12 protein-coding genes are annotated in these 13072 nt (G+C 40.4%); 11 read left to right on the top strand and 1 reads right to left on the bottom strand.

The genetic code is table 11. The features are described from left to right. Positions 1 to 5 precede the first annotated feature (5 nt). The 11 genes from VN447_RS14575 to VN447_RS14525 are packed head-to-tail and all read left to right on the top strand — an operon-like array spanning position 6 to position 10785. Positions 6 to 1388, top strand: coding sequence for an LPS-assembly protein LptD (locus VN447_RS14575; RefSeq protein ID WP_325526072.1), 1383 nt, complete (start codon positions 6 to 8; stop codon positions 1386 to 1388). A gap of 39 nt (positions 1389 to 1427) precedes the next feature. Continuing rightward, on the top strand, positions 1428 to 2426 hold the full coding sequence (locus VN447_RS14570; RefSeq protein WP_325526071.1) for a bifunctional heptose 7-phosphate kinase/heptose 1-phosphate adenyltransferase: 999 nt from the start codon (positions 1428 to 1430) through the stop codon (positions 2424 to 2426). Further along, positions 2423 to 2896 carry a D-glycero-beta-D-manno-heptose 1-phosphate adenylyltransferase gene (gene rfaE2 / locus VN447_RS14565; protein WP_325526070.1) on the top strand — a complete coding sequence of 158 codons (474 nt, stop codon included), beginning with the start codon at positions 2423 to 2425 and terminating at the stop codon, positions 2894 to 2896. Before VN447_RS14570 ends, rfaE2 begins: the two co-directional genes overlap by 4 nt. Positions 2897 to 2922: 26 nt before the next feature. Then, positions 2923 to 3945, top strand: coding sequence for a lipopolysaccharide heptosyltransferase II (waaF, locus tag VN447_RS14560; protein WP_325526069.1), 1023 nt, complete (start codon positions 2923 to 2925; stop codon positions 3943 to 3945). Positions 3946 to 3973: 28 nt separating this feature from the next. Continuing rightward, positions 3974 to 4747, top strand: a complete 774-nt coding sequence (locus tag VN447_RS14555) for a glycosyltransferase family 2 protein (RefSeq protein WP_325526068.1) — start codon at positions 3974 to 3976, stop codon at positions 4745 to 4747. Continuing rightward, positions 4728 to 5876, top strand: a complete 1149-nt coding sequence (locus VN447_RS14550) for a glycosyltransferase (RefSeq protein WP_325526067.1) — start codon at positions 4728 to 4730, stop codon at positions 5874 to 5876. The genes VN447_RS14555 and VN447_RS14550 overlap by 20 nt, the downstream gene beginning before the upstream one ends. 29 nt (positions 5877 to 5905) lie before the next feature. Beyond that, positions 5906 to 6925 carry a lipopolysaccharide heptosyltransferase II gene (waaF, locus tag VN447_RS14545; RefSeq protein WP_325526066.1) on the top strand — a complete coding sequence of 340 codons (1020 nt, stop codon included), beginning with the start codon at positions 5906 to 5908 and terminating at the stop codon, positions 6923 to 6925. Positions 6926 to 6975: 50 nt separating this feature from the next. Continuing rightward, positions 6976 to 8106 (top strand): glycosyltransferase family 4 protein, encoded by a 1131-nt coding sequence (locus VN447_RS14540; protein ID WP_325526065.1) that lies wholly within the window; start codon positions 6976 to 6978, stop codon positions 8104 to 8106. Positions 8107 to 8116: 10 nt separating this feature from the next. Continuing rightward, on the top strand, positions 8117 to 9082 hold the full coding sequence (locus VN447_RS14535) for a glycosyltransferase family 2 protein (RefSeq protein ID WP_325526064.1): 966 nt from the start codon (positions 8117 to 8119) through the stop codon (positions 9080 to 9082). Positions 9083 to 9111: 29 nt separating this feature from the next. After that, complete coding sequence (locus tag VN447_RS14530; protein WP_325526063.1) at positions 9112 to 10134, top strand: CgeB family protein; 1023 nt, start codon at positions 9112 to 9114, stop codon at positions 10132 to 10134. 21 nt (positions 10135 to 10155) lie between these two features. Next, entirely contained in the window at positions 10156 to 10785 is a 630-nt protein-coding gene (locus VN447_RS14525) for a class I SAM-dependent methyltransferase (protein ID WP_325526062.1), read from the top strand. 148 nt (positions 10786 to 10933) lie between these two features. Here VN447_RS14525 and VN447_RS14520 read toward each other — a convergent pair whose 3' ends face one another. Then, positions 10934 to 12910 carry an LTA synthase family protein gene (locus VN447_RS14520; RefSeq protein WP_325526061.1) on the bottom strand — a complete coding sequence of 659 codons (1977 nt, stop codon included), beginning with the start codon at positions 12908 to 12910 and terminating at the stop codon, positions 10934 to 10936. Positions 12911 to 13072: the final 162 nt, after the last annotated feature.

Raw genomic sequence — 13072 nt, 5'->3', positions numbered from 1 at the left:
GCGCTATGGCTAATAATAAAAAAATTATCCTCGGACTATTGGCTTTCATTATAGTTGCTGGCGCTGCTAATCAAAGCCAGGCTCAAGAAACAAAAGCCAAGCAAGCGGCAACCAGTCAAGTTCCGATTGTCATTGAGGCTAATGATTTGTCCTTTAGTGATGAAACAGGAGACATCCAAGCCACAGGCAATGTTGTTATTACTAACGCAGGCCAGCGCATGGAAGCTGCACAAATTAACGGCAATACCAAACTAAGCAAAGTCTGGGTGAAAGACAAAGCCGTACTTTCTCAACAAGGCACAACGATTACAGGTACAAATACCATTTATAATTACAAGCTCAAAACAGGCAGCATGGAAATGGCTAAAGGCCAAGTTGAAAGTAAATATATTTCTGGCAACAATATCAGCATGTTCCCAGATAAATTAACCATTAACAACGGTACAGCCACCACTTGCCCAGCCAAAGTACCTGATTACCATATCAGCGCAGATAAAATCGAAATTTGGCCTGGTGATAAGATGATTGCTTATAATGCCAAATTTTGGATTGGAAATATGGTGATTTTTACTCTTCCTAAATACCAACAATCCTTGAAACCGAATGAGGGGAGCGGAGTGTTTCCTCGCTTAGGTTACGATAGTGATGACGGTGCTTTCATAAAGCAACGCCTAGAATATCCTCTTGGCAACACGGTATCAGCCTATGCTAATCTTGACTACTACTCACGGGCCAATTTTAAACCAAACTATGGACTGATCCATCGCGAAAAAGACTATACCTTTGGTATTGCCCAAGGCCATTTTAGAGATGTTGATAGCAATTGGATAAAGAAAGAACCAGAATTTAAATTTTCCTACAATCCGCATCGTTTGGGCAATCTGCCTATAAGCTACACCTTTACTGCTGCTTATGGTAAATGGAGTGATTCAGCAAAAACAAGCTGGCATCAGGATTATAGTCTTTATCTTAAGCATGACCCGATTAAAATTGGTAGCAGTGCCAACCTCAATTTAGGAACCGGGATTCAGCATGTAAGGGAAAGCTATGATGATTCTACGCAAAATATTTGGAAGTTTGACGCTACCATGGATAAAAAATGGTCTGAGCGCCTCAGTACTTGGGTTGGATATCATTATACCCAGAATAATGACACGCTGTTTGAGTATGATAAAACTGATTTGAGCCGTGAACTGAAATCTGGCTTTACCTATAAAATCGACAAAATGAATGCTATTGGCATCAGTCACAGCTATGATCTGGATAACCACAAGGTTGCCGACGTAGACTATAGCTGGTATCGCAATCTGCATTGCTGGGAAGCCAAAATAACTTATCGTGCTGAACGCGATCAACTTAGATTTGATATTAATACTAGCAAATGGTAATACTCTTTCCTCGTAACTCTGAAAGGAGCCATTCCACTCATGTCTCAGCATCTTGTGAACTATATCGATAAACTCCAAAACCAAAAAATCATGATTATCGGTGACATGGTAGCCGATGTTTATCTTGAAGGTAAGATTTCGCGTATCTCCAGGGAGGCGCCTGTTTTGATTCTTGAACACTCATGTGAGACAGTCGTTCCCGGCGGTGCGGCTAACGCCGTCCATAATGCCGCGACTTTGGGGGGGCAAGTGTATGCTGTTGGCGTGATAGGCGACGACAATGCCGGCCAGCAACTCACCCAAGTGCTGACAAAAAAAAATGTCAACACACAAGGCTTTATCGTTGATTCCTCACGCCCAACAATAACTAAAACGCGGGTTATGGCAGGAGGGCAGGCTACCGTACGCCAGCAGATTGTACGTATCGATCGGGAAAGCAGACAAGCTCTTGTTACTAATATTGAAAATCAACTTCTCAGCTATGTTGAAGAAAATATCAGGAACATGGATGCCGTAGTTATGAGTGACTACGGCAGTTTCACCGTTTCGTCGGCGGTTAGAGAATTTGTCATTGAAGCTTGTAGCAAGGCGGGTATACCCTCGATGGTGGATTCCCGTTACAACGTTATGGCTTATAAAGGTATTAAACTTGTCAAGCAAAACGAGTCTGAAGCTGCCAACGCATTAGGTTTCCGGGTTCTTGACCAGAACTCGTTAATACAAGTAGGTCAGGAAATGCTTGAACGACTAGATTCTGAAGCGGTCTTAATTACCCAAGGACCTGAAGGCATGACCCTATTTGAGCGTTGTGGCTCTATTTCTCACATTCCTGTCAGCAATAAGAGTGAAGTGTATGATGTTACTGGTGCCGGGGACACAGTTGTTGTCACTATGATGCTGGCACTTGCCGCCGGGGCATCGTATTATGACGCCGCGTGTTTAGCTAATTTTGCTGCCGGAGTAGTTGTTCGCAAGCCTGGAACGGCTACAGCTTCCCCGGTTGAACTAAAACGGGCGATTGGAGAGCATCAACCATGACAATTGTCTGCCGTGCTGATATTAGCGCTGTTGCTGCCAATTTAAAAGCCGCTGGTAAAACTGTTGTTTTTACCAACGGCTGCTTTGATATATTACACGCTGGTCATGTCCGGTATCTGAATGGTGCCCGGGCGATGGGGGATTGCCTTATTGTTGGTCTGAATAGTGATGACTCTGTGCGCAGCCTAAAAGGCCCCACCCGTCCGGTTAACAGCCAGGATGACCGGGCCGAAGTATTGGCGGCGCTTAGAGCCGTGGATTATGTGGTAATTTTTCAAGAAAAAACAGCTGAAAACATCGTTGCTGAAGTAAAACCAGATGTTTATGCCAAGGGTGGAGACTATAGCATAAAAGATTTACCTGAAAGCTGCATAGTGGAAGCCTATGGTGGACGTATTGTGCTGATACCTGAAGTGCAGGGACGGTCTTCAAGTAATATCATCAAGAAGATTAGCGGCCAAGAAGTTTAAATGACTAAACTACAGGAGGCAGTCTCTTGACTTATAAAAATATTCTTATCGTTAAACTCAGTGCTATAGGCGATGTGATTCATGCTCTACCGGTTGCACCCGCTTTAAAAAAATGCTTTCCGCAAGCGAGAATAACATGGGTTGTGGAACAACCGGCCTATGACCTTTTGACAAACAACCCGTATATTGACGAGATAATTACTTTTGAAAAGGCAAAGTTTAAGTCTTTCACAGGATTTTGTCAGTACGCACCAGGATTTATTAGTGCTCTGAGGCAACGTCGATTCGATCTGGCGCTGGATTTACAAGGATTATTTAAGAGTGCCGCTATATCTTTTCTTAGTGGAGCACCCCAACGGTTGGTATACTGCAATGCCAGAGAGTATAGTGACGTAATTGGCAAAAAAACATGTGGGCCAAACCAAAACGGTCACATTGTTGAACGATGCTTAGACGTTGTAAGAGAATTAGGCTGCAAAATTGATGAGCCGGAATTTATGATAAATATAAGCGCAAAAGAAGCGGAGTTGGCTTGTGCAATCTCGAAACAAGCAGGACTAGATATAAATAGGCGGTACGTTGTGTTGATACCTGGAACGAATTGGCCTAATAAATGCTGGTCTACGGATAACTTTGCTAAACTAGCAGATAAGGTATTCGAACATGAAATAATTCCGGTTTTCGTCGGTGGAGGCGCCGATAGACTGGCAGTAGATGAAATTATCAGCAAAAGTACTGTTGTGCCGATAGATCTAGTGGGGAAAACATCTCTTAAACAATTAGCTTATATTATAAGAAACTCATGCGCTGTTGTTGCCGGTGATACAGGACCAATGCACCTGGCGGCAGCCTTGAACACCCCGGTGATTGCCTTGTTCGGTCCGACCGATCCAAGTCGCAATGGGCCCTATGGTACACAGCATATCGTTCTAACGGCAAACCGCTCGTGTCAAGGTTGTTGGCATCGCAAATGCCCAAAAGAGATAGACTGCTTGTCAGATATTAATGCAGAGCTAGTATATCAAGAACTGTTAAAAATTGTTGGTTAAGTTTCTGAAAGTAGGTTGTAGATATAAGATGAGTCTTAGTGTATTAATATTAGCCAAAAATGAAGAACAAAGAATTGCCGATTGTATAAAGAGTGCTAGTTTCGCAGATGAAATAATAGTTATAGACGATTACAGCACAGATAATACTGTAACAATAGCAACCGAACTTGGTGCTCGGGTAGTTCAGCGGGGCTTGGATGGCAATTGGGGCGAACAGCAGACCTTTGCAATTCTGCAAGCAACCACTGATTGGATTTTTTTCCTTGATGCTGATGAACGGATTAACCTACCGCTTCGCGAAGAGATCGAGAAGGCCGTGGCTCTGAATGAGCGCGTCGCCTACCGGACTCCACGTTTGAATCATCTTATGGGATATCCACTGCGGCATGGTGGCTGGTATCCAGATTATGTTCCGCGCCTTTTTCCGAGAGACAGCGTTCGGTTTGAGGGGCTGGTGCATCCGGCTCCTGTATATAGTTTGGCACTTAAAACCTGTAAGTCTCCGATTATCCATTATACCTATAGTAGTTGGGAACAATACTTTAACAAACTGAATGTGTATACCAAACTAGCTGCTGAGAAAAATGCCCTGAAAGGAAAACAGGTGAATTTTCTCGGTGATATTGTGCTTCGTCCAATGTTTGCATTTATTAAGCTGTATATTCTTCGCGCAGGCTGGCGGGATGGAAAAGCCGGTTTCATCCTGGCAGTTTTTCACTATTTCTACACCATGGCTAAATACGTGAAGTTATACTATATACAAAATCCAGGGAGTTCAGAGCGTGAAAATCGGAATATTTGAGTCAATAATGACACCGGCTGGGCATGAAATAGATTTTGATAGAATGCTGGTTAATGAACTGGTAGGAATAGGACATGACGTTAGTTTGTATGTCCCCCAAAATTATGTTTTTAAATATGACTACGGAGTGCCGGTACACTTTTTACCCGGTCAGGGTGTAAGCTACGAAGGTGTCTCCGGTCTTAAGAAAGCATGGTTATCTGCTAAGCGGGAGTTTAACCGTCAAAGATGGTTTAAAACGTTATACGAGTATGCTTGTAACGGTCAAGTCGACGCCATCATCGTACCAACAGCAACCTATCGGTATCTGCGGGCGGTGAATATAAATGCAATTCGCAAGTCGCCTATTCCTGTAATATTTGTCATGCACGGCATTAATCCCAAAGAGGCGCCTAAGTTTTTCAAGGAGATGGAAAAACTACAAGAGTGCCCCAATATTAATGCTGCGGCACTGCTATTTACTGAAGATGTTTTTGGAAAGAAACTATCCAAAGTTCATTGTATAAAGCCACCGGTATTTACTCCACGTGACATTGAGCATGAGCGTACTGCGAATGATAGTTCAACCGCAAAGCTAACGCTTGGGTTTTTTGGGCAATACCGCAAAGAAAAAAACTTAGATGTTTTTCTAGATACTTTGTTATCGTGCAATATCGATACCGAGTATGAGATGATTATCCAGGGAGCTACCGTCAAACCAGAAGACGCTGCTGACTTTGCCCGCATTGAACAAAAATACAAAGCAAACTTGCAACTCGAATTTTGGCACAAAGCCCTTATTGGCCAGGAGTGGCAGCAGGCTATAGCCAGTGTAGACGCACTTATCATGCCTTATTCTGCTACGCGCTACCGCTACCATTGGTCAGCTATGTTGTTCACAGCCATAGGCTTTAATAAACCGGTAGTAGCAGCTGCGGATATTAATCCTGAAGTATTCGAGAAATATGCCATTGGATTGACTTTTCCCGCGAGTGATAATAAGGCTTTACAAAATACATTAGAGCAGTTTATCAATACCTACAATGAGCGGAAAACAACGTACGCTTCTGAGTTGGCTAGAGCAAATCAAGAATACTCGCCGCGGATGTTTGCTCAGAAGCTTGTTGAAATTGCATCTAATGTTCAGTAAACAGAGATTAGTGTGAACGAGGTATAACAGTGTATCAAAAAATTTTAATCATCAATCTTATGTATATAGGCGATTTGCTGTTTACAACGCCGCTTATCCAGAGCTTGCGCACTAATTTTCCAGCGGCACATATCGCGATGTTAGCAGATGCCAAGAATGCAGATGTTATAAAAAATAACCCCAATTTATCAGAAGTGATTGCCATAGATAAAAAAGGGTATCATAATAAGCTAGTTAATTATATTGGTCTTATATCAGATATTCGTAAGCAAAAATATGATTTGGTAGTCAACCTTCACGCCAATGAACGAGCTACGGCTATTGCGGCATTTAGCGGTGCTAAGAACATTGTTGGCTTTGCCGCTAAAGGGTTTGGTATGTTCTTCAACCAGGTTGTTGAAGAACGAAAGGATATCCACCAGGCAGATGCTTATCTGGAAGTTTGTAAGGCAATAGGTGTAAGGATATTTGATGCCCACGGCTTAGCGCTATGGGTAGATGACCAGTCGCAAGCTAAAGCAGATGACCTATGGCATACAGCGTTTGGCAGGGATACAACAGCAAAACCGGTAATCGGATTGAATTCAGGTGGTAGTTGGCCGACAAAACGTTGGACTAAAAGTGGGTTTGCCGCATTAGCTGATAAACTACTGAGTGAAGGATTTGGAGTCATCTTTTTCGGCGGCCCCATGGATGTTGAAGATGTTACAGAAATACGCCAACAGATGTCTAACCGCAACCACAAGCGTTTAGTCACAGTTACCGGAAAAACAACCCTGTTAGAGATGGCGGCGCTAGTAAAAAAATGCGCCGCATTTGTCAGTGGTGATTCAGGTCCTATGCACATTGCCGTCTCGCAGAAAGTTCCGGTAGTTGCTATTTTTGGTCCATCAGACCCGCGTCGATATTCACCATACCACCAGCCTGATGCAGTTATATTATCAAATAAAGACTGTCTTGGTTGTGGCGAGCATAGTTGTGTTGAGCATGGGTGTATGGTCGATATAACAGTGAATGAGGTTTGGCAAAAGTTAGTTAAAAAGCTATAGTAGCCTTTACATATTTTTTTGCGGGTTTAGGGATTCAGCTAAAGGGGTGTTTGACTATAACGACTGTAAAAAGAAAGCTATCTATAATCGAAATGATTTCGATAAGTAAAGAGTGGGGCGGTATCGAACAGCATGTCCGGGATGTTAGCCAGTCGTTAACAGCAAACGGACATAAGGTTAATATAGTAACTCGCCCTGTAGAATTATTAGTACAGGAGTTTTCTAAGGTCTGTCCGGTTAACGTTCTACCTATACGCAGCGCTATTGATATTGAAACCATTTGGAAGCTAGCTGGATTGATCAAGAAAGAGCAAGTAGACATTATTCATACTCATACAAGCAGAGATTCCTGGCTTGCCGTTTTTGCCGTACGTTTAGCCGGTAGAGGTAAAGTTGTTACTACCCGGCATATGCCGTTTCCGGCCAAGACCGACGCTATTCATATATCGCTTTTCAGACGGATTTCGGCTGTAATTTGTGTATCAAATTTTGTGAAACAACGTTTTCTCGCTAATAAGCCAGCGCTTGATCTGAACAAAGTGCAAGTTGTTTATCCGGGTATTGATATTGAGCGGTTTTCTACCTGCCAGACAGTCGATATCCGTGCTCAACTAAACCTCACGCCAAGTGAATTTGTTGTTGGTTTCGCTGGGCGTTTAACCAAAGAAAAGGGAGTCCATGTCTTAATTGAAGCAATAGCTAAGATTAACAACCAGGGTAAGTACTGCCGTCTACTAGTTGCAGGCGGGGTAAATCCTAACACTCCGGACTATCTTAACCAGTTACGCAGTCAAGCAGACAACCTAGGAATCAGTCACCTCGTCGATTTTTATGGATTTACCACCGACATTGTCAGTGTAATGCGGAGTATCAACGTCTTAGTATTGCCTTCTGTTATTCCTGAGACTTTCGGACTTGTTTTGGCTGAAGCCATGCTTGCTGGTCGTCCCGCCATATCAACTCGCACAGGAGCGCAGCAAGAGGTAATTCAAGACGAACAAACCGGCTTTATTATACCGCCTGAATCAGTAGACGCTTTGGCTGAGGCAATCATTAGGCTGATAGACAATCCGAAGCAGGCTGAAGACATGGGAAATAGCGGTAGAGAATATGTGATAAGCCACTTTAGCAAGAATGCGATGAGAGATAATTTGGAAGACGTCTTTTTACAATTGCTATAAGGGAGAACTCATGAACGATTTAGTTTCAATAGTTATGCCGGCTTATAATGTACAAAACTACATAGGGAAAAGCATTGAATCGATACTTCTTCAAGGTTATAAGAACTGGGAATTGATTTTGATTGATGATGGTTCAAGTGACGAGACCTTAAAAGTTGTTGAATCGTTTGCCTGCGATGACAATCGAATTCATATATATCGGCAATTAAATTCAGGCGTATCAAAAACCCGCAATCGTGGCCTCGATTTGGCAAAAGGACGATATATTGCTTTTCTTGACGGCGATGATTTTTGGGAAAGTTCTTTTCTTGAAGAAATGATCGCCAGAATAGATCAGTCTAGAGCTCCGATGGTCTACTGTGGTTGTGTTAGTTTATATCGAAACGGTAGCAAAAAGTTACATAGCAAACGATTTAGCTACGCTAAAGGAAATATCTTGCCAGATGTACTGTTGGGGCGTGTTTCTATTGCGAATGGGGCGGCCTTGTTTATAAAAGACTTTCTTATCGATAATAATCTTAAATTTGCAGAGGGTTGCCGAAGTGGAGAAGATTTCGAGTTTTATATAAGAGTTATCTGTTTAACTCATGTGGATGTTGTTGAGAAAGATTTAATGGTGTATGTACAACGCTCTAATTCAGCATGCAATTTGCCTTGGAATTGGAATTTGATTGATAAATACTACTCACTACAACGAGTTAAGTATTTTATTACCGGTAATTACAACAAAAATGATAAGCAGATTGTTATGCATGCTTTGGATTTACAAACCGGCCAATGGATATATCGTTTTTTATGGAAAGCGATTAAATATGGCTATAAAAAAGAAGTAATAGAGTTGCTTAAGGACGAATTATGGTATAATCCGCTGAAGCAAATCTCTCTAGAAGAGTCGCGATATAAGGATAAATTAAAAATTAAGATTATATTATCAAAAAACGAACGTATATGGAGTCTAATTAGTTGTTTTAGATAGTTGATATAGAATCAAAATAGGCGGTGCACATGAAAGTATTAGTAATTGGGCCGGATTATTTTAATTACACATCAAGTGTAACTTGGGCTTTAAACAAACTAGGACATAACGCTATTGAAAAGACCTGGGTTGGTTTTTATGGAAATTGTAATTATATAGCCAAGAAGCTTAGTAAACTGGGAATTAGTTCATTCAAGAGACAATATTACCGTGACTGGAATGAAAAACTTATTGATCATTGTAAAAGCTACAACCCTGATATCTGTTTCATTATCAATGGAGAATGGATTTTTGATGAAACAATGGCAATGTTTAAACAAAAAGGTATCAAGTTAATCCTATATCTTATAGACAGTATTATTCGACTGCCGGAAAACGAAAGTAAGTTATATTTTTATGATAGGATTTTCTCTTTCGAACCCAAAGATCAAGATTATATAGCTAATAAGTTCTCACTAACTTGCTCCTATTTGCCGGTTGGGTATGATCCCCGATTTTATTATCAGGATAATAGTGTGAAACAAGATATTGATATTTCATTTATTGGGGCTAATACCCCTAATCGTCTTTCACTTTTGCGTGAAGTTGCAAATCATGCAAAGAACAATGGACTGAAGCTTGCCGTTTATGGACATTACTGGAGTGATAAATATTGGTGGAAGAAAGAAAAAATTGTTAAGAAAATTGATCCATTACATCTTTTTATTGAGAATAGAAAAATACCCCCAAGTATAGTTGGGAGTGTATATAGACGTTCAAAAATTTGCTTAAATATTCATATACCTGAGCATGAAGGAGTAAATCCACGCACTTTCGAGATTTTAGCCTGTGGCGCCTTTCAATTAATTGACACCAGAAAGGATATGAAAAAATTTCTTAACAATAATGAGCACTTAGTGTCTTATCTCAATAGCCGGGAACTAATAGAGAAAATTGAGTATTATCTTAATAATTACAATGAAAGAAAAGTTATTGCCAGCCAAGGTTGTAATTATGTTGAAAATAATTATTCAGTAATATCTACCATAGCACGAATCATGGAGCAAGTTTAGAAAATTAGAAGGAGTGTCTAAATGAAGGATAACTATTATTGCTGGGGGAGAGCGGAAGTGCTCGACTTAGTACCCAATACACCGCAGAATGTTTTGGAGTTAGGTTGCGGTGAAGGGATATTTGGTTATTTAATTAAAGAAAAGTATGGCTCTTTTGTAACTGGGATTGAGTTGTGCCCAGAAGCAGCAAAAAAGGCTGAGAATAGGTTAGATATTGTACATAACACAACTATTGAGAATTTCGATTTTACTACAGATGGTAAATACGATCTAATTGTTGCCAATGATTTGCTGGAACATCTTACAGATCCATGGAGTTTAGTTAATAAATTAAGAGACAATCTTAATGATGATGGATATTTTCTTGCTAGTATACCAAATATTAGGCATCACAAGATATTTACCGAATTGTTTATTCAGGGTAACTGGCAATATGTTGAGAGTGGATTGCTAGATAGAACTCACCTTCGCTTTTTCACCAAGAAAACAATGATTGATCTTTTCCAAAATAACAACTATGTAGTTAACTCTGTTCATCCTATCAATATTGATCGTATTAAAAACAAACATTTTTTGAAGAAGATTTTAAAAGTTTGGTTACCTGACTTATACACATTACAATTCGTGATTATTGCCCAAAAGTTGAAATAAGGAGCACCTTTAATGACCGCATTGGCACTGGCTCAGAGTATTTTGGTTACCGGCGGGTCAGCTTTATTGGCAGCCATAAGTTAGGGCATGTGTTTCCTCTTTAAATATTGAAATACCCTACTGTAGCAGAACTTACAGTAGGGTATTTTTATTGAATAAATGCTCCTGTACTAATTCTCCACCAGGCTAACCCTCGCATGGCATCAATAGCTTGCCTTTGTTCGGCAAAATCCGGCTTTGACAAGGAATTTTTATTATTCACTGCCAATGTCTCAGTGTTTTCAGAATCAATCTCACCTATAGCTGTATCTGAGATCCAGAAGGCATAATTGGAGCCAAACCGGCTTCCCTTTGTCAGACTTTCACCCACTGAATGATATACAAAGTCTTTCGGAGCTATCAGCTCGATGAGAGTAGGTTCGATGTCGATATGAGATCCAGCAACGTGAGCGGCAAATAGATTCTTGTGAATTCCTGGTCCATATAAAATGAAGGGAATGGCATAACGTTCAAACATCGAAGGGGTTGGTGTAATGTTTACCCGGTCGGCATGGTCTCCTGTAACGACAAACAAACTTTGTGGATACTTTTGGCGCATGTCTTCGATAAATTTGGACAAGTATTTATCAGCGTACCAGAAATGACCTAGCTTAGTAATTAGATCGTTGTCTGTTTTGGCTGAACCGCTTAAACCCGGGGTAACTATACTATCACTAAAACCTTCTGATTGAATATTTACTGTGTACGGTGGGTGGTTAGAGCTTGTCAGAATAACATTGAAACTAGGCTGCTCACCTTTAAACAGGTTATTGAACCCTTCAATGAAATATTTATCTTCGCTTCCCCATGAATTGCCGGAAGCATATGTAAAATCACTGCAGGAATAAAAATCATCAAACCCCTGAGCTAATGTAAATTCCTTGATGCGCTGCCATGAAGCAAAACCGGCATACCAAAAACGGGTTTTGTACCCCAACTTCTTCATTTGGGCGGCAAGCGAAGTAGCATAAACAGTCTTATATGACTCTTGCTGATAGTTAGGATAAAGGTTAACCTCTGGGAAGCCGGTAATAATTCCGTTAATTCCAGCCATCGTACCTGTACCTGTCGGCAAAAAAGGTTTTACAAGTACAGCATTATCTTTATCGAGAATACTCTTCATTCCGTTGGCGATGTTCAAATCTTTGAACTCTGGCAGCAGCGGCCACTCAGCGTAACTCTCACCAATAATCAAAAAGATATGAGGTGGCTTAGGGATTATTGCCCCTTGAGCTTCTTTCCTGAAATAATCCTCAACATTTGTTGTGTCAATATCTTTACCTGCCAATAGTGTGCCATATTTCTTTACTTGTTTTGGATCAATATTTAGTTTCGCGGCTTTCTTCAGTGTCTCATGGGCAGAGTATGCGCGGTAAAGTGCTTGAATGTCATCTAAAATAGCTTCGTTAAGAAAATTATCTTTGGTAACAACGGCATTCTCCCAGTGAACAGAATTTGTGTAGGTCAAACTGCCGCCAAAACGGGTGAAGATCATAAAAAAAACTATTCCCGCTACTAAGGCAATCCGGAAGGCAATATTTAATGAACGGTTTGATAATTGCGGTAAAGCGAAGGTTTGAGTTTGCAATAATCTCTTTAACAGTTTGCAAAGAATAAGCGAGATGCATATGATAGAGAAAAAACGTAGCGGTAAGTTATACTCATGCATAATGGTAACAAATAAGGCGACTGCATCATCTTTGAAGGTATTAAAGAGAAACTGGTTAAATGCCACATGGAATACTTCGTAATAAGGAATCCTTATGTGTAGTAATAGTGTTAGAATAAATATATAGAAATAACCTAAAGTGGATCTTATTTTCTCAAGTTTGTCATTTTTCGATATGACAACTAAGACTGTGCTAAACAGAAACGACAGCAAGACTACGACACCGGCGCTTTTTAAACTGATGCGAAAGCCGTAGATCAGGGCAAGCCAGATATCATATATAGCGGTTGCCGAATCTAAATATTTATTGAGATACAAAATAAAACTCACACGGAATAAGCAGAAAACAGCAAGTATAAATACATATAACTTAAAATCTTGCTGAATCTGCTTAAAGAAAGTTTCCCATCTTGACATGTGTCTCAAACCCTTCCTTTTATTAGGCGATCATAATGAATGCTCCTAATAACAATATATCATAAAATCTTTTTAGATTTTAACATTATTTTAACATTGACATAACAAATGCCTTTATTTCATCTGTTTGCATTTAAATATGACAAAATAGTCCTCTAGTAG

This window comes from Sporomusa sp., assembly GCF_035561155.1.
In the GTDB taxonomy this organism is placed as follows: domain Bacteria; phylum Bacillota; class Negativicutes; order Sporomusales; family Sporomusaceae; genus Sporomusa.
This window is presented reverse-complemented; position numbering and strand designations above follow the sequence as displayed.